The 22,312-nt window shown below is 76.8% G+C and carries 21 protein-coding genes; 10 read left to right on the top strand and 11 right to left on the bottom strand.

Annotated features, from left to right (window positions below; translation table 11 throughout):
* Window positions 1–797 precede the first annotated feature (797 nt).
* Window positions 798–1,412, bottom strand: coding sequence for an NADPH-dependent FMN reductase (locus NT8_RS17825; protein WP_067970861.1), 615 nt, complete (start codon window positions 1,410–1,412; stop codon window positions 798–800).
* Between the two features lie 113 nt (window positions 1,413–1,525).
* On the opposite strand from NT8_RS17825, the gene NT8_RS17820 reads away from it, so the two are divergent.
* The 5 genes from NT8_RS17820 (at window position 1,526) to NT8_RS17800 (ending at window position 5,001) form a co-directional block, all read left to right on the top strand.
* A complete protein-coding gene (locus NT8_RS17820; RefSeq protein WP_067970870.1) occupies window positions 1,526–2,362 on the top strand; it encodes a helix-turn-helix domain-containing protein in 837 nt (278 codons plus the stop codon).
* Window positions 2,363–2,652: 290 nt separating this feature from the next.
* Window positions 2,653–3,345, top strand: coding sequence for a GAF and ANTAR domain-containing protein (locus NT8_RS17815; protein ID WP_067970860.1), 693 nt, complete (start codon window positions 2,653–2,655; stop codon window positions 3,343–3,345).
* 278 nt (window positions 3,346–3,623) lie between these two features.
* Window positions 3,624–4,115, top strand: a complete 492-nt coding sequence (locus NT8_RS17810) for a hypothetical protein (RefSeq protein WP_067970858.1) — start codon at window positions 3,624–3,626, stop codon at window positions 4,113–4,115.
* Window positions 4,116–4,187: 72 nt separating this feature from the next.
* Window positions 4,188–4,523, top strand: a complete 336-nt coding sequence (locus tag NT8_RS17805; protein WP_067970856.1) for a hypothetical protein — start codon at window positions 4,188–4,190, stop codon at window positions 4,521–4,523.
* A gap of 19 nt (window positions 4,524–4,542) precedes the next feature.
* A complete protein-coding gene (locus NT8_RS17800; protein WP_084469051.1) occupies window positions 4,543–5,001 on the top strand; it encodes a DUF4383 domain-containing protein in 459 nt (152 codons plus the stop codon).
* 78 nt (window positions 5,002–5,079) lie between these two features.
* On the opposite strand, the gene NT8_RS17795 is transcribed toward NT8_RS17800, so the two are convergent.
* A complete protein-coding gene (locus tag NT8_RS17795) occupies window positions 5,080–5,928 on the bottom strand; it encodes a metallophosphoesterase family protein (RefSeq protein ID WP_067970854.1) in 849 nt (282 codons plus the stop codon).
* Window positions 5,929–6,059: 131 nt separating this feature from the next.
* Between NT8_RS17795 and NT8_RS17790 the strand changes: the two genes are divergently transcribed.
* Both NT8_RS17790 and NT8_RS17785 read left to right on the top strand, forming a co-directional pair.
* On the top strand, window positions 6,060–6,782 hold the full coding sequence (locus NT8_RS17790; RefSeq protein WP_067970852.1) for a helix-turn-helix domain-containing protein: 723 nt from the start codon (window positions 6,060–6,062) through the stop codon (window positions 6,780–6,782).
* Window positions 6,783–6,847: 65 nt separating this feature from the next.
* On the top strand, window positions 6,848–7,396 hold the full coding sequence (locus tag NT8_RS17785) for a TIGR03086 family metal-binding protein (protein WP_067970851.1): 549 nt from the start codon (window positions 6,848–6,850) through the stop codon (window positions 7,394–7,396).
* Between the two features lie 39 nt (window positions 7,397–7,435).
* On the opposite strand, the gene NT8_RS17780 is transcribed toward NT8_RS17785, so the two are convergent.
* The 4 genes from NT8_RS17780 to pgi form a co-directional block, all read right to left on the bottom strand.
* Window positions 7,436–7,912: a MarR family winged helix-turn-helix transcriptional regulator gene (locus tag NT8_RS17780; protein WP_067970849.1), complete on the bottom strand. Its 477-nt coding sequence runs from the start codon at window positions 7,910–7,912 to the stop codon at window positions 7,436–7,438.
* Window positions 7,913–7,998: 86 nt separating this feature from the next.
* Window positions 7,999–8,619: an alpha/beta hydrolase gene (locus NT8_RS17775; RefSeq protein WP_067970847.1), complete on the bottom strand. Its 621-nt coding sequence runs from the start codon at window positions 8,617–8,619 to the stop codon at window positions 7,999–8,001.
* Window positions 8,620–8,666: 47 nt separating this feature from the next.
* Window positions 8,667–9,623: a VOC family protein gene (locus NT8_RS17770; RefSeq protein ID WP_067970845.1), complete on the bottom strand. Its 957-nt coding sequence runs from the start codon at window positions 9,621–9,623 to the stop codon at window positions 8,667–8,669.
* A 157-nt stretch (window positions 9,624–9,780) separates the two neighbouring features.
* The gene (pgi, locus tag NT8_RS17765) at window positions 9,781–11,442 is read right to left on the bottom strand and encodes a glucose-6-phosphate isomerase (RefSeq protein ID WP_067970843.1); all 1,662 of its coding nucleotides are present in this window, start codon (window positions 11,440–11,442) and stop codon (window positions 9,781–9,783) included.
* A gap of 221 nt (window positions 11,443–11,663) precedes the next feature.
* On the opposite strand from pgi, the gene NT8_RS17760 reads away from it, so the two are divergent.
* The 3 genes from NT8_RS17760 to NT8_RS17750 all read left to right on the top strand — a co-directional run bounded on the left by NT8_RS17760 (window position 11,664) and on the right by NT8_RS17750 (window position 15,325).
* The gene (locus NT8_RS17760; RefSeq protein ID WP_067970841.1) at window positions 11,664–12,722 is read left to right on the top strand and encodes a maleylacetate reductase; all 1,059 of its coding nucleotides are present in this window, start codon (window positions 11,664–11,666) and stop codon (window positions 12,720–12,722) included.
* A 79-nt stretch (window positions 12,723–12,801) separates the two neighbouring features.
* Window positions 12,802–13,788: a zinc-binding dehydrogenase gene (locus tag NT8_RS17755; protein WP_067970838.1), complete on the top strand. Its 987-nt coding sequence runs from the start codon at window positions 12,802–12,804 to the stop codon at window positions 13,786–13,788.
* Window positions 13,789–13,972: 184 nt separating this feature from the next.
* A complete protein-coding gene (locus NT8_RS17750) occupies window positions 13,973–15,325 on the top strand; it encodes a dihydrolipoyl dehydrogenase family protein (RefSeq protein WP_084469050.1) in 1,353 nt (450 codons plus the stop codon).
* Between the two features lie 71 nt (window positions 15,326–15,396).
* On the opposite strand, the gene NT8_RS17745 is transcribed toward NT8_RS17750, so the two are convergent.
* The 5 genes from NT8_RS17745 to NT8_RS17725 form a co-directional block, all read right to left on the bottom strand.
* Window positions 15,397–15,693 (bottom strand): DUF6221 family protein, encoded by a 297-nt coding sequence (locus NT8_RS17745; RefSeq protein ID WP_067970836.1) that lies wholly within the window; start codon window positions 15,691–15,693, stop codon window positions 15,397–15,399.
* Between the two features lie 91 nt (window positions 15,694–15,784).
* Entirely contained in the window at window positions 15,785–16,606 is an 822-nt protein-coding gene (locus tag NT8_RS17740) for a glutamate ABC transporter substrate-binding protein (RefSeq protein WP_067970834.1), read from the bottom strand.
* Window positions 16,607–16,675: 69 nt separating this feature from the next.
* Window positions 16,676–18,145, bottom strand: a complete 1,470-nt coding sequence (locus NT8_RS17735) for a hypothetical protein (RefSeq protein WP_084469049.1) — start codon at window positions 18,143–18,145, stop codon at window positions 16,676–16,678.
* Window positions 18,142–19,203: a PP2C family protein-serine/threonine phosphatase gene (locus NT8_RS30440; RefSeq protein ID WP_245646230.1), complete on the bottom strand. Its 1,062-nt coding sequence runs from the start codon at window positions 19,201–19,203 to the stop codon at window positions 18,142–18,144. Before NT8_RS30440 ends, NT8_RS17735 begins: the two co-directional genes overlap by 4 nt.
* 131 nt (window positions 19,204–19,334) lie before the next feature.
* Window positions 19,335–21,842 carry a serine/threonine-protein kinase gene (locus tag NT8_RS17725; RefSeq protein ID WP_067970832.1) on the bottom strand — a complete coding sequence of 836 codons (2,508 nt, stop codon included), beginning with the start codon at window positions 21,840–21,842 and terminating at the stop codon, window positions 19,335–19,337.
* Window positions 21,843–22,312: the final 470 nt, after the last annotated feature.

The raw sequence follows: 22,312 nt of genomic DNA, 5'->3' as shown, positions 1-22,312 counted from the left end.
TGGTGGTCGCGAGCCCGGGATGATCCACAAAACACGACCTAGCGCCACCCACCACAGCGGCCGACGCCCCACCCGACCCGTCCGGCCTGCGGGCCCGAGACGGCGATCCGGACACCGACCCCAAAGCGCCGAGCGACCACGACCGCCCCACCCGCCGTACCCCCGACCCGCACCGCCCAGATCCCACGAACCGCCCCCACACCCGGACGCAGCGCCCCCGGGGCGGCGGTGCGGATACCGCCCCCGAAACGTCCCGCAGGCCCACGGCCGTCCCCGGCCCACCGTGCCCCGACGCGCACCCGTCCGGACCCATCGGGCCGGCACCGCGCCTCCCGGACGCGGCGCCGCGGGCCCGGTGGAGGGCACCCGGCCGCCGACTCAGGTGGACGGGCAGCGTCCTGGTGCTGCCCCCGGTCGCGGTGTCGGGTGGCCCATTGCCTGCCCGGTCTGCGGGGTTCGGCACGGCGTCCGGATATCTCCGCCGGTGTACCGCGCGGCCGACGGCTGGAAACGCGGCCGCACCCGACGGCCGCGTTTCCAGCCGCTGTGCCCCGGCGGCCGCGTTCTCGCCCGTTGCGCCCCGGGCAGGGGGCGTTCCCGCCCGCTGTACCCCGGGCGGGGGGCGTTCCCGCCCAATGTGCCCCGGCGGCCGTGTTCCCGCCCACTGCGCGCCGGGCGGGCGTGTTCCGAACGCTGTGTGCCCGGGCCGTGCCGGGGTGGGTCGGGGCGGCGGCGTGGCGCGGGTGCGCCGCGCCTCCGGCGTGGGGCGGGGGTGGCGGGCTTCGCATCTGCTGCGGCTATGCCGGGTAGGGGGCGGCGTCGCGGGCCGTGCGGAGGGCGCTCGTCCACCAGCTCAGCTGGTCGAGCAGTGTCTTGGCGTAGCCCTCGGTGGCGGTGTCGAGCGGTCGGCCGTCCTGCCACGTGGTGAAGTAGCTCGGGAAGGACAGGCCGTCGCGGATGGGGACCGCGTGCAGCTCGGACAGCACGTTCTCCAGGTGCAGCACCGCGTGCCGGCCGCCCGACGCGCCGCCGTAGCCGACGAAGGCCACGGGCTTGGCGGCCCACTGGGTGAAGTGCCAGTCGATGGCCGCCTTGAGTGACGCGGGGTAGCTGTGGTTGTACTCCGGCGTGACGATGATGAACGCGTCGGCGCCCTCCAGCGCCGCCGTCAACCGCGCCATCCCGGCCGGGCGGGGGTAGTCGTCGCCGGCCAGCAGCGGCGGCACCGCGGGCAGGACGAGCGGGACGTCGACCTCGGCGAGGTCGACGACGTCCACCTCGAACCCGCCGTGGTCCCGGGCCTGTTCGGCGACCCACGACGCCACGGTGGGGCCGAACCGGCCCTCCCGGACGCTTCCGACGATGATCACGAGCCTGTGGGGGGCCTCGGTGCCCCGCTGTGTGTTCTCCATGGCCGCAACGATCGGCCCGCGCCCCGGCCGGAGCCAGACCGCGCTCAGGCTGGCCCCCGCAGGGCCATGCTGCGGTCTGCCCGCGCGCCGGACGCCGCCCTATGCTTCCCGGCATGGGAACGCCGCTGGGAGACTTCATCCGGATCAAGCGCGACAGCATCCAGCCGGAGTCGCTGGGGCTGCCGGACCACGGCCGCCGCCGGTCGCCGGGCCTGCGCCGCTCGGACCTCGCGGGGCGCGCCGGCATCAGCGTCGAGTACCTGACCCGGCTGGAGCAGGGCCGCGACCGCAACCCCTCCCTGTCCGTGGTCAACGCGGTCGCGGACGCCCTCAGCCTCTCCCCCGCCGAGCGCTCCCACCTGCGCTACCTCGCGAAGATCACCGGTGGGGAGTGCTCCGCGCACCCCCGGCTCGCACCCCCGCCCCGGCGGGTGCGGCCGTCCGTTCTGCGGACGCTGCGGCTGCTCGAACCCGGCGTCGCCGTGGTGACCAACCGGTTGGGCGACGTCCTCGCCCACACCGCGGCGTACGCGGCGGTGATGGAGGGCACCGGCCTGCTCGACGCCGAGGCCCCGAACCTCACCCGGTTCGTGTTCACCGACCCCCGCGCCCGGACGCTCTTCCCCGACTGGAGCGACGTCGCCGACGAGCAGGCGTTCGACCTGTGGCACGGGCCGTCCATCGAGAACGCCGAGTGGCTCCTCGCCGACCTCGCCCCCGCCGCGGGCCCCGAACTCACCCGGCGGCAGAACCGCCACGTGGTCCCCCTGCGCGGGACGCTCCGGCTCGCCCACCCGTCAGGGGAGGAGCTGCGTCTGGACCGCGAGTTCCTCGACGTCCCGGCGGACGACCAGCAGCTGCTGGTCCTCCTCCCCGCGGACGACGCGACGGCCCAGGCCGTCGCCCGCCTCCGGTCCCGGTCGCACGGCGGTCTCCGGGCGATCTCCTAGCGCGGCCGCGGTCCTCCGGCCGGGCGCCCCACCCCCGGACCGGGCCACCCCATACGTCCGATTTATCGGATTTCGGTTAATTTCATCACGGCGTCCGCGCCTGTTCCTCCAGCTCCCGCGACGGAACCGCGCCGGGCCCCGCCCGCCGCCGTGATCCGCTCCGCGAAAGGGCCGAGAGACCCGCGCCGACCGCTCGTGGCAGGCTGCATCATTAGGGATGGAGCCCTCCAGCGGGCGTCCGACCCCCCGCGAGCCCTCCTCGCCGGTGGTCTCGATGATGGGAGGCCCCATTGCAGTCCGATCGGGAACTGGCGCGCAGATTCGCCGACATCGCCCAGGAGCTCGCCGCTCGCGGGGCCGTCGAGACCACGCTGCAGCACGTCGTCGAACTCGCCACGCGGACGGTCGACGGCTGCGAGGCCGCGAGTGTCACCTTCATCCAGCCCGGCCGCACCGTCACCTCCCTGGCGTGCGTCGGCGAGGTCGCCGAGGTCGCCGACCAGATCCAGTACGAGCTGAACGAGGGCCCCTGCCTGGACGCCGCCCGCACCGACGCGCCCTGGTACCTCATCGAGGACGTCTCCGACGAGCCCCGCTGGCCCAAGTTCGCCGAGCGCGTCAAGGAGCTCGGGGTGGGCAGCGTGCTGTCGTGCGCGCTGTCGAGCCCGCGCGGCATGGTCGGCGCCCTCAACCTCTACGCGAACACCCCCCGCGGCTTCGACGCCGCCGCGCGCGAGGTCGCGCTCATCTACGCGGCGCACGCCGGGGTGGCGCTGTCGGCGGTGCAGCTGGAGCAGTCGCTGCGCGCCGCGATGGACTCCCGCGAGAGCATCGGCATGGCCATGGGCATCCTGATGCAGCGCCACAAGGTGGGCGCCCACCAGGCGTTCGAGATGATGGCCAAGGTGTCGCAGAACACCAACACCAAGCTTCGCGAGATCGCCGACCGCATCGTGCAGGAGAGCCAGCAGCCCGCGCACTGACACAGGTGCGCGCGCGCCGCCCCGCAGGTAGCTCGGGGCGGCGCGCGGACGCGTGACCGGGGCGGCCGCGGTCCACCGCCGACCACGCTCACCCGTCGAGCTCTGGGTTGAACCCGGCGCGTTGGACCCCCGCTACCCCCCGCGCCGCACATCCATGCGGGAGCGGGCGCCCTGTTCCGTCCCATTCCGCGGCGCGGCCCGGCCCGCCGCGGGTTTGCCGTGCCTCCCCGGCGGTAGCCGCAGGGCACGAGCAACGGTGACGGACGCGGGAGGAAACGATGCGACCGATACGGTCGGCGCTGCAGGGCGCCGCGGCGGGGGTGGCGGCGACGACGCTGATGACCGGCGTCATGTCCGCTGCGAAGAAGGCGGGGGCCATGGGGCAGGACCCGCCCAAGCTGCTGGTGCGCCGGCTGCTGCCGGGCGGCCACCAGGCGCTCCCCCGGACGGGCGAGGACCCGGCGAGCGCGGCGGCCCACCTGGCGTTCGGCGCCGGGGCGGGGGCGGTGTTCGGGGTGCTGACCGGGCGGCGGCGGCCGGGGATTCCCACCGGCGTGGGCTACGCCCTGCTGGTGTGGGCGGCGTCCTATGAGGGCTGGGTGCCCGCGCTGCGCGTGCAGCCGCCGGCGCACCGCGACGCGCCGGGCCGGACCTTGACGATGGCGGCGGCCCACGTGGTCTACGGCGCGGCCCTGGCCCGGACGCTGCGCGCGATGCGCGCCCGCGCGGCCCGGAAGGACGCGGCGACCTCGGGAAACATCGTCCACTGACGGTAGGGGTGCGGTGTTCGGGGCAGCGGGCCGGGCGGCCGATCGCAGTCGGAGCAAAGGAGGCGTCCCGCCATGTCCAGCGGCCAGCAGCACATCACCTCCCCCGATCAGCACGAGGACCACCCGGGGCAGAGCCTGGTGACCACCGACCACGACGTCATCCGGCAGTGGGCCGACGAGCGCGGCGCGACCCCGTCGACCGTCCCCGGCAGCGAGTACGACGGGCGGCCCGGCCGCCTGCTGTTCGACTTCGGGGGGTCCGGCGGCGAGCGCCTGGAGCACGTCTCCTGGGACGACTGGTTCCGCACCTTCGACGAGCGCGGCCTGCGCTTCATCTACCAGGAGCACAAGAAGGACGGGCAGACCAGCAACTTCTTCCAACTCCAGAACCCGGACCGGGACTCCTGACGCCGAGGGGGCGGACGGTATGGCGCGAGGAAGGGGCGACCGCACGGTCGCCGACGCCACCCGCGGCCCGGCGCGCGTTCTTGCGGCCGTGGTCGGCGCGGTGTTCCTGCTGGTGGGAATCCTGGGGTTCGTGCCCGGGGTGACGACCGGCTACGACACCCTGCGGTTCGCCGGACACCACTCCGAGGCCGCGCTGTTCGGCGTCTTCCAGGTGTCGGTGCTGCACAACATCGTCCACCTGCTGTTCGGCGTGCTCGGCCTGGGCGCCGCCGCGGTGGGCGCGGGCGCCGCCCGGGCGTACCTGTTCGGCGGCGGCGCCGTCTACCTGGTGCTCTGGGTGTACGGGCTGGTGGTCGGGCACGACTCGGCGGCGAACTTCGTACCGGTCAACGCGGCCGACAACTGGCTGCACCTGGTGCTCGGGCTGGGCATGGTCTGCCTGGGCGCCGTGGCCCGGCGCGGGCGCGGCGCGCCCTGAGCCCGCGCGGGACCATACGGCCCGCGTCCGCCCACCGGGCGGGCGCGGGCCGCCCGTGTGCGGGCCGGGCGGCCGGCCTCAGCCGGCGGGCGCGGGCAGAATGGTGGCGGGCCGCTCGACGGGCACCGGCCATTTCCGCCACTCGCGCGGGTAGCCCAGCGACACCTCGTGGAAGGGCACCCCGTCGTGGCGGGTCGTGCGCGGGATGTGCAGGTGCCCGTAGACGACGGCGACCGCGCCGAACCTCCGGTGCCAGTCGGCGGTGCGGACCGTGCCGCACCACTGCGCGAACTCGGGGTAGCGCAGAACGTCCGTGGGGTCGCGCACCAGCGGGTAGTGGTCGACCAGCACGGTTGGCCCGTCGACGGCGGCCAGCCGGCGCTCGCTGTAGGCGACGCGCTCGGCGCACCACGCCTCCCGCGACGGGTAGGGGTCGGGGTGCAGCAGGTACTCGTCGGTGCACACCACCCCGGTGCCGCGCGCGTACTCCAGCCCCTCCTCCACGGTGGAGGTGCCCGGCGGGTGGAACGAGTAGTCGTAGAGCGTGAACAGCGGGGCGACGGTCACCGGCCCGCCCGGCCCCGTCCACACCGGGTACGGGTCCTCGGGGGTGTGCACGCCGAGGTCGCGGCAGACCTCCACGAGGTGGTCGTAGCGCTCGGCGCCGCGCAGCCGCACCGGGTCGCGCCGGGCCGTCCACAGCTCGTGGTTGCCCGGGACCCACACCACCTCGGCGAACCGGCCGCGGAGCATGCGCAGGGTGCGCGCGATGTCGTCCACCGTCTCGGCGACGTCGCCGGCCACGATCAGCCAGTCGTCGGCGGTCTCGGGCTTGAGCGCCTCGGCGATCTCCCGGTTGTCGGCGTGGGACACGTGCAGGTCGCTGATCGCGAGCAGGCGCGGGCCGGCGGTGGGCGGCTGGGCCATGGGCGCTCCCGTGGTGGTCGGGCGGTGGTCGGGCGGGGATCCGCCGGCTCCAGTCTGCGGCACCGCCCGCGCCGGCCGGGCGGGCGCCCCGCCCGCCGGCGCCTGTCGGCGCCCGCCCCTACAGTGGGCCCATGAGCTGGTTCACGCCCGCCGCACCACCGCCCGACCTGGCGGACGACCTGGTCACCGGGTGGACGGCGCGCATCGAGGGCGGCCACCGGCTGGTCCCCGACGGCTGCGTCGACGTGCTGTGGATCGAGGGCGGCCGGGTGGTCGTGTGCGGCCCCGAGACCACCGCGTGGCGCATCGGCCTGCCCGCCGGCACCGAGGCGGTCGGCGTCCGGTTCCGGCCCGGCCGGGCGGGCCCGGTGCTCGGCTTCGACGCCGCCGAGGTGCGCGACCGGCGGGTGCCGCTGGAGGACGTGTTGGGCTCGCGGGCGCAGCGGGAGCTGGCCGAACGCCTGGCCGACGCCGCCCCGGCCGACCGGCTCGGCGTGCTGGAGGCGCGGGCGCGCCGGTGGCTGGAGGCCGCACCGCCGCGCGACCCGGTGACCGCCGCCGTCACGGCCGCGCTCACCCGCGACCCGGCCACCCCGGTGTCCGCGCTGGCCGGCGCCACCGGGCTGAGCGAACGGCAGCTGCACCGCCGCTGCACGGCGGCGTTCGGGTACGGCCCGGCCACGCTGCGCCGGGTGCTGCGGCTCCAGCGGTTCCTCCGCATGGCGCGGCACCCGGGGGCGCCCACCGACCTGGCCCGGCTGGCCGCGCTGGCGGGCTACGCCGACCAGCCGCACCTGTCCCGCGACTCCCGCGCCCTGGCCGGCGCGAGCCCGCGCACGCTGGTCGGCCGCTGACCCGCGCGGACCGGACGTCCGATCCGTACACGACGCGCGCCCCGGTGGCCCGCCATCCTGGCCGCATGACCGACATCTCCGTGCGCTACAGCGCGCTCGCCGCCGAGTTCACCCGCCGCGTCGACGCCGTCCCCGAGGACCGCTGGGAGGCGCCGTCGCCGTGCGAGGGCTGGACGGCGCGCGACGTGCTCCGCCACATACTGGACAACCACGTGAACATGCCGGGCTGGGCCGGCCTCCCCTTGGAGCTGACCCGGTCGGTCGACGACGACCCGCGCGGCGCGTGGGCCGAGGCGCGCGACGCCCTGCAGGAGCTGCTGGACGACCCCGAGCGCGCCGGGACCTCCTACGAGGGCTACTTCGGTCCGACGACGGTCGAGGCGACCATCGACCGGTTCCTGGGGCTGGACCTGCTCGTGCACGCCTGGGACATCGCCCGCGCGACCGGGCAGGACGAGCAGCTGCCCGCCGGGGAGGTGCGGCGGGTGTACGCCGAGGCGCTGGAGCTGGCCGACACCATCCGGGGGCCGCAGGTCTGCGGCCCGGCCGTGCCCGTGCCCGACGGCGCCTCGGAGCAGGACCGGCTCCTGGCGTACCTGGGCCGCACCCCCTGACGCGTGCGGGCGGCGGGGCGGGGCGGGGCGGCGGCCGGGTCAGCGTCCGGCGCGGCGGACCGGGGCGACCTCGAGGGCCGCCATGACCTCGCCGAGGACGGCGACCTGGTCGGGGGTGAGCCGGTCGAAGACGCGGGCGCGCACCTTCGCGGCGTGGCCCGCCGCGGCGCGCTCCAGCAGGGCGGCGCCCTGGTCGGTGAGGACCGCCCAGGATCCGCGCCGGTCCTCCGAGCAGTCCTCGCGGCGCACGTGCCCGGCGCGTTCGAGCCGGGCGATCTGGTGCGAGAGCCGGCTCTTGGACACGATCACGCTGTCGGCGAGGCCGCGCATGCGCATGCGGCGCCCCTCGGACTCGGACAGGGTGACGAGGATGCCGTACTCGACCAGGGTCAGGCCGTCGCGCTCCTGGAGGTCGCGGTCGAGCTCGCGCTCGATCTGGGAGGTGGCGCGCAGAAAGCTCCGCCAGATGCGCTGCTCGCCGCTGTCGAGCCACCGGACCCCGTCCATGGGCGTCATGGTACTTCGTCGCGCGGTGGGCCCGGGCCCGCCGGCACCGGGGGGACGGGGCGGAGCGGGGGCCCGCCCCGCCCCGGGCGGCGGCGTCACCGGTCGGCCAGCCAGGAGCGGGCGTCGGCGAGCACGTCGGGCGGCGCCCCGTGACCGCCGGGGTGCTCCCGCAGCCGGACGTCGGCCCCGCGCTCGGTGAGCTGGCGGGCGAGCAGCCGGGCCTGGTCGATCGGGGTCATGGGGTCGGCGGTGCCGGCGCCGATGAACACCGGGGTGCCCGCGAGGTCGACCGGGTCGGGCTCGCGCCCCTGGAGGGGCGCCGCCGCCGCGAGCAGCACCGCCCCGCTGAGCAGGCCGGGGTGCAGCAGCAGCGTGGCGGCGGCGATGTTGGCCCCATTGGAGAAGCCCACCGCGACCAGCCGGGCGGGGTCGAGGCCGCGCTCGGCCACCTGCGCCTCCACCCAGACGGCCAGTTCGCGGGCGCGGGCGACGACGTCGTCGACGTCGAAGACACCCTCGCGGAGCCGGCGGAACCACCGGTTGGCGCCGTGCTCGCTGACCCGGCCCCGGGGCGACAGCAGCGCCGCGCCGGGGGCGAGCGCCCGGCCGAGGCCGAGCAGGTCGTGCTCGTCGGCGCCGGTCCCGTGCAGCAGCAGGAGCGCGGGGGTGCCGGGGTCGGCGGCCGGTTCGAAGACGTGCGGGAAGTCCGCGGCCATCGCGGTCTCCTTCCTGGTCCTGGTCGGGGGCTCTGGTCCTGGTCGGGTCAGTCCTGGCCGGGGACGGTGAGCTCGGGCAGGGAGCGCTCGATCTGCTCCCGCTTCGGCTCCAGCCACGGCGGGAGGCGGAGCCGGCGGCCGAGCTCCAGCAGCGGCTCGTCGTAGTCGAAGCCGGGGCCGTCGGTGGCGATCTCCAGCAGCACGCCGCCGGGCTCGCGGAAGTAGATGGAGGTGAAGTAGGACCGGTCGCGGATCTCGGTGACGTCCACGCCGTCGGCGGCCAGGGTCCGCCGCCAGCCGTCCTGGGTCGGCCGGTCGGGGGCGCGGTAGGCGACGTGGTGCACGGTGCCGGCGGCGACCAGGCCGCGCTGGGCGCGGGGGTCGGCGATGACGTCGACCACGGTGCCCACCCCGGCGGCGGCCTCGTTGGTGTGGAACCGGAACCGGTTGCCCTGCTCGGCGGCGAGGCGGAAGCCGAGCCGGCCGTCGAGCATGGCGGCGGTGCCCTCCAGGTCGTGCTCGGTCAGCGTCACGGCGCGGATGCCGCGGATGGCGTGCTCGGTGGGCACGCCCCCGCCGTCCCAGGGGTCGGTGTCGTGGAAGTCGGCGCTGGCGACCAGCTCGATCTGCAGGCCGTCGGGGTCGCGCAGGCTGAGGACGTCCTCCTCCAGGCGCTCGGCGGGGCGGGCGGCCTCGATGCCGAGGGACGCGAGGTGGCGCTGCCACCAGCCGAGGGAGCCCTCCGGGACGGAGAACGAGGTGGTGGTCGCCTGGCCGGCGCCGAGCCGGCCCCGGGGCGCGTCGGGCCAGGGGAAGAACGTCATGACGGTGCCCGGGTTGCCCGCGCGGTCGCCGTAGTACAGGTGGTAGGTGTCGGGCGCGTCGAAGTTGACGGTCCGCTTGACCAGCCGCATGCCGAGCGCGTTGAGGTAGAAGCCCGCGTTGGCCTGGGGGTCGCTCGCGATGGCCGTCACGTGGTGGATGCCCGAGGGGCGAACGTCCATGGTCTTGGTCCTTCCGGGTCGATGCCTGCAGTCTAGTGAACAGTTGAATTTTGAACAACATTCCCTGCGGCACCGTCCGATCCCCGGAGGCCCGAGACACCGCCGCCGCCCGGCCGAGGCGGCCGGGCGGCGGAGCGCTCCTCTGGACAGTGGGGGCTCAGCGCCCGCGCAGCCCCCGGTACACGCGCACCAGCTCGGCCGTCGAGGGGTCCAACCCCGGCACGGCCGCGCCCTCGGTCAGCGCCGGCTCGACCCGCTTCGCCAGCGCCTTGCCCAGCTCCACGCCCCACTGGTCGAACGAGTCGATGTCCCAGACCGCACCCTGCACGAACACCTTGTGCTCGTAGAGCGCGACGAGCTGGCCCAGCACCGACGGCGTCAGCTCCGGCGCCAGCACGGTGGTGGTCGGCCGGTCGCCCGCGAAGGTGCGGTGCGGCACCTGCTCCTCGGCCACCCCCTCGGCGCGGACCTCCTCGGCGGTCCGGCCGAACGCCAGCGCCTGCCCCTGGGCGAACATGTTCGCCATCAGCAGGTCGTGCTGGGCGGCCAGCTCCGCGGGCAGCTCGGCGGCCGGCCGGGCGAACCCGATCAGGTCGGCCGGGACCAGCTCGGTGCCCTGGTGCAGCAGCTGGTAGTAGGCGTGCTGCCCGTTCGTGCCGGGGGTGCCCCACACGATCGGGCCGGTCCGCCAGGACACGGGCACGCCCTGGCGGTCGACGGACTTGCCGTTGGACTCCATGTCGAGCTGCTGGAGGTAGGCCGGGAACTTGGCCAGGTAGTCGCTGTACGGCAGCACCGCGTGCGACTGGGCGTCGTGGAACGACCCGTACCAGATGCCGAGCAGGCCCATCAGCATCGGCGCGTTCTCGGCCGGCGGGGCGTCGCGGAAGTGCTCGTCGACCAGCCGGAACCCGTCGAGCATCTCGCGGAACCGGGCCGGACCGATCGCGGTCATCAGCGACAGGCCGATCGCGGAGTCGTAGGAGTACCGGCCGCCCACCCAGTCCCAGAACTCGAACATGTTCGCGGTGTCGATGCCGAACTCGGCGACCTTCTCCGCGTTGGTCGACACTGCCGCGAAGTGCCGCGCCACCGCGGCGGTGTCGCCGCCCAGCCCCGACAGCAGCCACTGGCGGGCCGAGGTGGCGTTGGTGATCGTCTCGATCGTGGTGAAGGTCTTGGAGGAGACGATGAACAGGGTGGTCTCGGGGTCGAGCCCGCGCAGCGACTCGTACAGGTCGGCGCCGTCGACGTTGGACACGAAGCGGAACTCCAGCTCCCGCCGGGTGAACGGGCGCAGCGCCTCGTAGGCCATGGCCGGCCCCAGGTCGGAGCCGCCGATGCCGATGTTGACCACGGCCCGGATCGGCCGCCCGGTGTGGCCGCGCCACTCCCCCGACCGCACCCGGTCGGCGAAGCCCGACATCCGCTCCAGCACCGCGTGCACGTCGGGCACCACGTCGCGGCCGCCGGTCTCGATGACGGCGCCGGCGGGCGCGCGCAGGGCGGTGTGCAGCACCGCGCGGTCCTCGGTGACGTTGATCCGGTCACCGCGCAGCATGGCGTCGCGCAGCCCGGCGACGTCGGTGGCCTCGGCCAGGGCGCGCAGCAGGGCGAGCGTCTCGTCGGTGACCAGGTGCTTGGAGTAGTCCACGTGGAGGTCGCCGACCCGGACCGTGAGGCGGCGGGCGCGGTCGGGGTCGGCGGCGAACAGCTCCCTCAGGCTCACCCGCCCGAGCCTGTCGCGGTGCTCGGCCAGCGCCGCCCACTCGGGGCGCCGGTCGAGGCGCATCCGGGTACCGGCGGTCGTGTCGGACATCGGCTCACTCCTCGTCGTCGCGGGTCCGCCGCGGGCGTCGCCCGGGGCGGGTCCGGCGGGATGCCCGTACCCGGCGGCGCCGCCGGACCGCCGGCGCCGCTGCCGCTGTACCCTCGGTCGCACGTGCCGCATCCCGCCGCGGGTAACAGCCGCAGAGTAGCCGTCCGGGGGCCGCCGCGGCGGGGACGGCGGCCCGCGACGCGCGACGGTGTGGAGGACGCATGGACGGATGGCCGCCCCGGTTCGCCTACGAGGCACTGCCGATGCGGGTCGTGATGCGGCCCGGAGCGGTGGCCGAGGTGCCCGCCGAGACCGACCGGCTCGGCCTGCGCCGGGTGCTCGTCCTGAGCACGCCCGGCCGGGCGGCCACCGCCGAACGGGTGGCCGGCGCGCTGGGCGAGCGGTGCGTGGGCGTGCACGCCGACGCCGTCGCGCACGTGCCCGCGGCCGCCGCGCGCACCGCCGTCGGCACCGCCCGCGACGCCGGGGCCGACGGCTGCGTCGCCGTGGGCGGTGGTTCCGCCATCGGCCTGGGGAAGGCGGTGGCGCGCGAGCTGGACGTGCCGGTCATCGCGGTGCCCACCACCTACGCGGGGTCGGAGATGACCCCGGTGTGGGGCATCACCGGCGAGGAGGGCAAGCGGACCGGCCGCGACCCCCGGGTGCTGCCGGCCGGCGTGGTCTACGACCCCGAACTCACCCTCGACCTCCCGCCGGGCGTGTCGGGGGTCAGCGGGCTGAACGCCCTCGCGCACGCGGTCGAGGCGCTGTACGCGCCCGACGCGTCCCCGATCGTGTCGCTGATGGCCGCCGAGGGGGTGCGGGCGCTGGCGGGCGCGCTGCCGTCCGTCGTCGCCGACCCCGGGTCCCTGGAGGCGCGCGGCCGGGCCCAGTACGGGGCGTGGCTGTGCGGCGCCTGCCTGGGCGCCACCACCATGGGCCTGCACCACAAGCTCTGCCACGTCCTCGGCGGAAGCTTCGGGCTGCCGCACGCCGCCACGCACGCGGTGCTGCTGCCGCACGTGCTCGCCTACAACGCGCCCGAGACCCCCTACGCGATGAACGTGCTGCGCGGCGCCCTGGGCGACGACGACCCGGTGCGCGGGCTGCGGGCGCTCGGCGCCGCGGTGGGCGCCCCGGCGGGGCTGGGCGCGCTGGGGCTGCGCCGGGCCGACGTCGACGCCGCCGCGCGCGAGGCGGCGGCCGCGCCCTACGCCAACCCGCGCCCGGCGGGCGCCGTGGAGGTGCGGGAGCTGCTGCTGGCGGCGCTGGACGGCTGATCCCGGCGGCGCCGCGCCTTGACCTCAACGAATGTCGAGGTTCTACGGTCGTGCCCACCGACGATCGAGAGGCACCGCCATGCACGCCGTCCGACTGCACGCCTTCGGCCCCGCCGAGAACCTCGTCATCGAGGAGGTGCCCGACCCCGTCCCCGGCCCGGGGCAGGTCCTGATCGACGTCGCGGCCGCCGGGGTGCACGTGGTCGACACGCGGCTGCGGGAGGGCCCGGTCGGCGGCCCCTTCCCCGACCCCGTCCTGCCCATGGTCCCGGGGCGCGAGGTCGCCGGGGCGGTCGCGGCCGTCGGACCGGGCACCGACCCGGCGTGGACGGGCCGGCGGGTCGCCGTCCACCTCGGCCCCGGCTCCTCCGGCGGGTACGCCGAGCGGGCCGTGGCCGACGCCGCCGCCCTGCACGCCCTGCCCGACCACGTCGCGGCGGACGCCGCGGTGGCCATGGTCGGCACCGGCCGCACCGCCATGGCCGTGCTCGGCCTCGCCGGGCTGGGCCCCGGCGACACCGCCCTGGTCACCGCCGCGGCCGGCGGCATGGGCGCCCTGTTCGTGCAGGCGGCGCGCGCCGCCGGGGCGGCCGTCGTGGGCCTGGCCGGCGGCCCGGAGAAGACGGCCGTCGTGCGCCGGCTCGGCGCGGACGCCGCCGTGGACTACCGGGCGGCCGACTGGACCGGGGAGGTCGCCGCCGCCCTCGGCGGCCGCGCGCCCACCGTCCTGTTCGACGGGGTGGGCGGCGCGCTCGGCCGCGCGGCGTTCGACCTGCTCGGCGGGGGCGGCCGGGTCCTCCTCCACGGCTACGCCCCCGGGAGCGGACCCACCGCCATCACAACGGGCGACCTGGTCGACCGCGGCCTCACCGCCACCTGGGCCATCGGCCCGCACGCGATCCGCCGGCTCGGCGGGCTGCGGGAGCTGGAGACCCGCGCGCTGGCCGAGGCCGCCGCCGGCCGGCTCGCCCCGCTGGTGACCGCCTTCCCGCTGCGATGCGCCGCCGACGCCCACGCCGCCCTGGAGACGCGCGCCACAACGGGCAAGGTCGTCCTCGTGCCCTGAGCCTCCCCTGCGCGGAGGCGCACGTCGCGCGGGCGGTCCCGCCCCGTCCGCCGCGCCGGCCCGGTCCGCCGGACCGCGCGGCGGCGCGTCGCCGGCCCCGGGGTACCGTCCGGTGGCGTACCAAGGGACCTGACACCCGGCGGCGGGGCCGACCCGCCGCCTCCCCAGTGAGCGGAGGAACCGCGTGGACGGGCACTACGACGCGATCGTGATCGGCATGGGACCGGGCGGCGAGGTGGCCGCGTCGCGGCTGGTCGAGCACGGCCGGCGCGTGGCCGTGGTCGAACGGGAGCTGATCGGCGGCGAGTGCGGCTACTGGGCGTGCATCCCGTCCAAGACGCTGCTGCGCCCCGTCGAGGCCCGCGCCGAGGCGGGCGCGGTGGCCGGGCTGGACACGCCCCGCGCCGACTGGGCGGCCATCCGCGCCTACCGGGACGGCATGATCCGCCACCTGGACGACGGCCGCCAGGTCGCCGGCTACCGCGACCAGGGCGTCACCGTGGTCAAGGGCGCGGCGCGGGTCACCGGGCGCGACCCCTGGCGGGTCGAGGCGGACGGGCGGGTCATGACCGCCGACCACGTCATCGTGGCCACCGGGTCGGCCGCCGTCCGGCCGCCCGTCGACGGCCTGGACGGCGTCGAGGTGTGGACCAACCGCGAGGCCACCACGCTGACGGACATCCCCGGCCGGACGGTGGTCGTCGGCGGCAACGCGGTCGGGCTGGAGCTGGGCCAGTTCCTGGCCCGCATGGGCAGCGCGGTCACCCTGCTCCAGCGCGGCCCCCGGCTGATGAGCCGCGAGGACCCGCGCATCGGCGAACTCGCCGCCGAGGTGCTGGGCCGCGACGGGGTCGACGTCCGCACGGGCACCGAACCCCGGCGGATGTTCCGCGACGGCGCCGACAGCGTCGTCGAGCTGGCCGGCGGTGAGCGGATCGCCGCCGACGTCGTCCTGCTCGCCACCGGGCGCACCCCGCGCACCGACGGCCTCGGCCTGGCCGACGTCGGCGTCGAGGCGGGGCCGCGCGGCATCGCCGTGGACGAGCGCTGCCGGGCCGCCGACGGGCTGTGGGCGGTCGGCGACGTCACCGGTGTCGCCCTGTTCACCCACGTGGCGAAGTACCAGGCGCGGGTGGTCGCCGACAACATCCTCGGGATCGACCGGACGGCCGACTACACGGCCGTCCCGCGGGTCGTGTTCAGCGACCCCGAGATCGCCGCCGTCGGCAGCACGGCCGAGCAGGCGCGGGCGGCCGGCGTCGACGTGGTCGCCGCGGAGGTCGACCTGCCGAGCGGGCTGGCCCGGCCGTGGACCTACGCGGCCGAGCCGTTCGGCCGCCTCGGCGTGCTCGCCGACCGGCGGCGCCGCGTCCTCATCGGCGCGTGGGCGGTCTCCCCGCTCGCGGGCGAGTGGATCCACACCGCCGCCCTCGCCATCCGCGAGGCCATCCCGATCGACCGGCTCACCGACGGCATCCCGCAGTTCCCCACCTACAGCGAGGGCTACATCCTGGCGCTGGAGCAGCTCGACCTGTGAGGCGCGGCCCGGCCGCCGGCCGCGCGGCGGCACCGGCGGCCGGGGGCGGGCCGGGCCGGGTCAGGGCCGGGTCAGGGCCGCCAGGACGGGTCGTAGTCGGGGTGACCCGCGTAGACCGCCGCCAGGTGCTCCAGGGCGCTGCGCCACGCGTACAGCGCCGCCACCGCCTCCACCGACTGCACACTGGTCGGCCCGGCCAGCAGCGCCGCGGAGCAGGCGCGGTAGGCGGCCACGTAGCCGCCGAGGACGCGCCGCTTGGCCGCCGCCTCGGCGCCGACGCGCGGCGGCCCGCCGGACGCGGGCGGCGCCGCGTGCGCCGCCCGCTCGTCCTCGGCCAGGCGCGCCTCCAGGAACTCCACGATGGTCACCCGCGTGCTCTCCCTTCGCCGGGGGCCGCCCCGCCCCCGTACCGACGTCGTATACCACCTCGCGCCCGGGGCCCGCCGCGCACGCGCCGGGTCACGAGCACCCCTCGAACTGGGGGACCGACGTCACCAGGTCGAGCCCGGTGTCGCCGAACCACATCCGCAGCAGCGCCTCCGCCGTGCCGTCCTGGTACATGTCGGTGATGGCCCGGTTCACCGCCTCGCACCCGGACAGGTCGCCCTCGGCGACCCCCACGCCGTACTTCTCGTCGGTGAACGGGGCGTTGACGATGCGGAACGCGTCGCGCGAGCGCAGCAGGAACCCGGCGAGGATCAGGTCGTCCGTCGACACCGCGTCGACCTCGCCCTCCTCCAGCATCGTCACGCACTCGCTGTAGGTGGGCGCCTCGATGAGCCGGGCGGCCACCCCCCGCTCGCCGATCACCCGCGTGGCCGAGTTGGACCCCTCGCCCTGGCAGAGCCGGCGGCCCGCGAGGTCGCGGACGTCGTCGATCGACCGCTCGTCCGCGCGCACGAGGATGTCCTGGTGGGCGACGTAGTAGGGGCCGGCGAAGGTCACCTCGGTCTTGCGGGCCGGGGTGATCGAGTAGGTGGCGACGACCATGTCCACCCGCCCCTCGCGCAGGGCCTCCTCCCGCTCGGCCGAGGTGACCTCGACGAACTCCACGTCGGCCGGCTCCACACCGAGCCGCTCGGCGATGTCCAGCGCCACGTCGACGTCGAACCCGGTGAACTCACCGCTCGGGCCGCGCAGCCCGAGGCCGGGCTGGTCGGCCTTGACGCCGATGCGCAGGGTGTCGCGGCCGAGCAGGGACCCGGTGTCGCTGAGCGCGCCCGTGCACGCGCTCAGCGCCAGCACGGCGGCCATGGGGAGGGCGAGGGCGCGCGACCGCATCTTTCGCTCCTTGTCGCGGGAGGGTCCGTTGGGCGGGGGTGGTCCGTCGGGGGTCCCGGGATCGGCGGGCTACCGGTACTCGGCCAGCCGGGGGCGCACCCCGGCGAGGACGAGCACGGCGAAGGCCAGGCAGGCGGCGGGCAGCAGCACGTCCCAGCCGGCCGCGCCGTCGTCGCCGGCGCGCACCGCCTCGTCGAACGTGTCCCGGTGCAGGTCGGTCAGCTCGATCAGCGCCTCCTCGTAGCGGTCGAACGCGTCCTCCACCGACCCGGCGCCGCCCATGTGCGCGCTGACGGCCTCGCGCTCGCGCCCGGACTCGGCGATCAGCCGCATGTCGCGGTCGGCGCGCAGGAAGCCGTCGTAGGCGCGCAGCACCTCCTGCTGGGCGGCGGCCTGCCCGGCCAGGGGGGCGTCGCGCACCTCCTCGCCGAGGAACCCCAGCATCCGGCCCCGGTAGCCGCCGCGTTCGGTGACGGCGTCGTCGACCTCGGCACCGTAGCCGGCCAGGTCGCCGGGGACCTCGCCGGCGGCGTCCTCGACGTAGAGCACGGTCTGGGCGTCCTCCAGGAAGCCTTGGGCGTAGGTGTCGGCGCGCTCGGGGTCGAGCAGCCACCGGCTCTGGTCGGCGTTCATGTTGGTGCTGATGGCGCGGGCGCGCGACAGCGCCAGGACGGAGTCCAGGCCGTCCTCCTTGGCGGTGCGCAGCTGCTGGGCCTGGTCGTCCAGCATGAGCGTGGCCAGCCCGACCAGCCCCACCACGCCCGCCGTCGCCACCACCAGCGCGGGGTTGTAGCGGCGGCGGAAGCGGGCGCTGAGGTAGAGCTGGAGGGCGATGAGCGCGCCCGCTGCGGCGGCGCCCGACAGCGCCACCCACACCGGGCCGAGGCGGGTCGCCGACCGCCGGTCCTCGTAGGTGGCGCGCACGGTGGCCCCGCTCTCCAGGGTCAGGTTGTACGCCTTCGGCAGCAGCTCCAGCCGCATCAGGTCGGTGGCCTCGCGGTACCGGTCGACCACGGCGGCGGGCGGCTGCCCGGCCCCGCCGCCCGCCTCGTCGTTGAGCAGCCGCGCCTCGGCGACGAGCTGCTCGTAGTCGCCGAGGCCGTCCAGGACCGCGCGCACGTTCTCCTGCTCGGCGTCGTCGCCCTCGGCGAGCTGGGCGGCGTGCAGCAGGGCGCTGTCGGCGTCGTCGCGGCGCTGCTCGTAGCGTCGCAGCGCCTCCTCGCGCCCGGCGCCCAGGTCGTGCTCGTCGCCCATCAGCAGCACGTTGGCGACCTGGGCGTCCATGTCGCTGAGGGCGAAGTACAGGTCGGCCGTCGCCGCGACCTTGGGGCCCGCGCCGTGGCCGATGACCTGGAAGCCGTCGCGGGCCTGGGCGATCGCGCCGGTGGTCACGGCGAACAGCACCGCGATGCCGACCAGGCACGCCGCCGTCAGCGTCCAGACGCGCACGGTCGTGCGCCCGGCCGCCCGGCGGGCCCGCTCCGCCGCGCGGGAGCGGGCGGTGGGCCGGTCGGGGCGCGGCGGCGCCTCGGCGGTCACGGCGCCCCCTCTCCGGGCGGGGCGGCCACCGGGACGGCGACGACGGTCACGTTGTCGCCGCCGCCCGCGTCGAGCGCGTAGCGGACCAGGGTCCGCGCGATCGCCAGCGGGTCGGCGCCGGCGGGGCGCGCCGCCGCGGCCAGGTCGGCGGCGTCCGGCAGGTAGTTCCACAGGCCGTCGCTGCACACCAGCAGCGTGCCGGGGCCGCGGACCGCGACCTGGGCGACGTGGCCGTCGTGGTCGCCGGCGTCGGCGCCCAGCCACGCGGTGAGCGCGTGGGCGTGCGGCGACCGGCGGGCCTGCTCGGGGGTCATCACGTCGAGGGAGACCATCGCCTCACCCCAGGAGTCGTCGCGGGTGAGCAGGGCGGACGGTGTCGCGGTGGGCGCGCCGGCCAGCCAGTAGGCGCGGCTGTCCCCGATCCAGCCCAGGGTGACGTCGGCCCCGTCGGGCGGTACGACGGCCGAGACGAACGTGCAGGCCGGCGCGGGCGGCCCGGTGCCGTCGGCGAGGGCGGCGACGGCCGCGCGGGCGCGGGCCAGCGCGTCGGCGGTGGCCCGGCGCGGGTCGGCGCCCGACGCGAGTCCGTCGGCGAGCGCGGCGGCCCCGGCGGCGGCCGCGGCGGCGCTGGCCTCGTCCGGGCGGGGCGACGTCGACACGCCGTCGCAGACCACGGCGAGCACGTCGGGGACCCCGTCGGCCGGGTCGCGCACCGCCATGGCGTCCTCGTTGCGGGCGTGCCGCAGCCCCCGGTCGCTCACCCCGGCCGCGGCGGCCAGGTCCGCTTCGACGTGGTCGCGCGGCGCCGGGCCGCCCGGGCGGCACCGCGGGCAGCGGTCCTCGGGCGGGCGGGTCCGGCACGCGGCGCAGGTCCCGGAGCCGGTTCCGGTTCCGGGCCGGGCGGCCGGGGCGGTGGGCGCGGCCGCCGGCGCGGTTCCGACCGCCGGGGCGGCGGCGACGGCGGCGGGCGGCGCCGGGTCCGGAACGGCCCGGCCGCACGCCGCGCAGGCGGGGTCGTGGGGGGTGGTCGCACCGCCGCAGGCGGGGCAGGTGAGCACGGTCGGCCTCCGATCAGCGGGACCGGCCGGCCCGGCCCCGGGGTGGGCCAGCGGCCCGCCCCCATCCTCGCCTCTGCGGAGACGTGCCGCGCCGCCGGCGTCCGGCGGCGCGCTCCGGCGCGGCGCGGCGCTCATACCCACGTCCGCGGCCGGATGGCGTTGGCCTGGTCGACGTAGGCGTGCCGGGCCGCCGGGTCGAGCGTGGTCCGCGCCAGCGCCCGGTAGGTCCGCTCCAGGTTGCGGCGCAGCCCGGCCTCGGTCAGCGGCGCCCCGAGCAGCCCCGTCGGCGCGGCGGGGGCGTGGCCGGCCCGCGTCCAGCCCAGCGCGGCCTCCAGCACCCGCGCCGCCAGCCGGTGCGCCGGCTCGCCCTGGAGTTCGAGCCGCTCCAGCCGGTCGCCGGCGCCGCGCAGCGCCGCCTCGTCCAGCGCGCCCGGGTCGGGGCCGGTGACGAGGGCGGCGACGGCGGCCATGCGCGCGGTCACGTGCAGGCTGGAGCTCTCGGGGACCGTGTCGAGGACGCCGACGGCGGCCGCCCGGTCGCCCTGCGCCAGGCGGATGCGCGCCAGGCCGAACGCGGCGCTGACGTAGGCGGGGTCGGTGAACCAGACCGACCGGTACAGGCGGGCGGCGGCGTCGAGGCGGCCGTCGCCCTCGCAGGCCGCGGCCAGCCCCAGCTTGGGGGCCGCCTCCCCCGGCAGGTGGTCGTACAGCTCGTCGAAGCGGACGCGGGCCTCGGTGTGGGCGCCGGTGCTGAGCGCGAGCAGCGCCTGGTACCAGAAGGTCCGCCAGTCGCCCGGCGCGCGCACCGCGTACTCCTGGAGCGGGGCGGCGGCCTCGGCGGGGCGGCCGAGGGTGATCAGCGCCCGGGCCAGCATGAGCCGCGTCTCGGGGCTCGGCCGGGGCACCGCCCGCAGCGACGCGACGACGTCCTCGGGGTGCACCGACGCCAGCCCGCCCAGCAGGCCCGCCGCCGGGTCGCCCGGGTCGCTGAGCGGCACCGGGAGCGCGGCGGCGACGTCGGCGGGGTCGGGGCGCACGAGCAGCCGGTCGGTGCCCGCCACCGGGCCGCCCGTGGGGGTGATGGCGCCGACGCGGTAGTGCTCGGGGCCGAACAGCCGCGACGGCGCGGGGTGCGGGCGGCCGTGCAGGTCGGCCAGCACCTCGCGGAGGACCCCGGTGAGCTGCTCGGCCATGTCGGCGGCGTCGTGGAAGCGCTGCTCGGGGTCGGGGTGGGTGGCGCGGCGCAGGAGCCGGTCGTAGGAGGGGTAGCGGGCGAGCACCGGTTCGTCGGCGGCGTCGGGCAGGCTGTGCGGGTGGTCGCGGACGAAGCTGAACCGGAAGCTGAGCACGGCCAGCGACCGGCCGACCGTGTACAGGTCGGAGCTGATGGAGGGGCCGGGGCCGCGCAGCTCGCTCTCGGGCACCCGGTAGCCCGGCGTGGTGTAGACGGGGTTGACCAGGTCGTCCATGCGGCGCACGCCGCCCAGGTCGATGAGCTTGATCTGCTCCTCGCTCTGGATGACGTTGTCGGGCTTGAAGTCGCAGTACAGCAGGCCCTTGCTGTGCAGGTAGCCGAGCGCGCGCAGCACCTCCAGGCCGTAGGCGATGACCTGGTCCACCGGCAGCCCCTCGTCGCCCGAGCCGTCGCGGCGGCGCTCGACGATGAGGTCGCGCAGCGACTTGCCGCCGACGTACTCCATGACGATGTGCCCGGCGGGGACCCCGGTGCCGGGGTCGGGGTGCTGCACGAAGTTGTAGATGCCGACGATGTTGGGGTGCTCGACCTCGGCGAGGAACGCGCGCTCGGCCGTCGCCGTCTTCTGCGCCTCCGCGTCGCCGCTGTTCAGCAGGCCCTTGAGCACCACCCAGCGTTCGCTCACGTTGTGGTCGCGCGCCAGGTAGATCCAGCCCAGGCCGCCGTGGGCCAGGCAGCCCAGCACCTCGTACTGGCCGGCGACGAGGTCGCCCTTCTTCAGCTTGGGCAGGAACGAGTACGGGGTGCCGCACGCGGCGCACACGCCCTCGACCGGGCCGGGGCGGCCGGCCGTCCCGCGCCCCACCCGGCCGCCGCAGGCGCCGCAGAAGCGGTTCTTCTCGGCGACCACCGGGTCGGCCATGACCGCGGTGGCCGGGTCGCGGTAGGGGATCTGCGGCACCTGCACCATGCCGAGGCCGAGCATGCCGCGCGCCGTGGCCGGGGTGCGGCGGCTGATCCGCCCCGAGGGGCCGCCGCTGATGCGCCGGCCCAGCGGGCCGGTGGAGCCGCTGCTGTCGCCCGCCGGTCCGGCGGGGGCGTCGCCGTCGCGCGGCGCGGGCGCGCCGGGCGGGCGCCGGTCGAACTCGGACAGGCCGAGGCCGGAGAGGCCGAGTCCGGACAGGCCGAGGCCCGACAGGCCCGAGGTCGCCGACACCCCGTTCCACTCGGACGGCACCGACATCCGGTGGCCGAAGGGGTCGGAGGGCAGGAAGGGGCCCGACGGCGGTCCGTCGTGGTCGGCCGGGTCGGACGCGCCGCGGGCGTCCCGCTCGCCGTGCGGCGTGCGGGCCACCCGCAGGGACCAGGCGGGGGCCATGCCGCAGACGCGGCACTCGCCGTCGCGGAGCGCGCCGGGGCAGGCGGGGTCGGTGCACGCGCTCATCGTGCCGCCCCGCCGGCCGTCCCGGGCCTCCCGGGTCGAGAAGTGTCCAGCACCGCCCCCACCAGTCCGTGCGGCCGACCCGCACGGGGCGGATCGGCCGAGGTCGCCGCTTCTTAGGGGGAAAGTCTCATACTCCGGCGATGCGGTCACAAGGGGCGGCGGCCACCCGTCCGCGTTCGGCCAGGTGGGGGGCGTGCGATCGTTGTCCACAGGCGGGGAATCCGGGTGGCGCGCCGGGCCCGCGGCGCGGTGGACTGGTGGTACCCCACCCCGGAGGTGCCGCATGGTCCCCGTCCGCCGTCCACGAGCCCGCGTCCTCCGGAGCGTCCCGGGCCCGCCGCCACGCCCCTCCCGCGCGCCCGCCGCCGACCGGCGCGGGCGGCGGTTCGGGCCGGTCGGCACGGCGGGCGTCCTCCGGGGCCGCGCGGCGCACGGCGGCGCGGGCGCGGAACGGTCCGGAGGGGACGGCC

It is taken from the genome of Nocardiopsis trehalosi NBRC 14201 (assembly GCF_001552555.1).
In the GTDB taxonomy this organism is placed as follows: domain Bacteria; phylum Actinomycetota; class Actinomycetes; order Streptosporangiales; family Streptosporangiaceae; genus Nocardiopsis_B; species Nocardiopsis_B trehalosi.
Note: the sequence above shows the minus strand (reverse complement) of the source record. Positions and strands in the feature narration are given on the sequence as shown.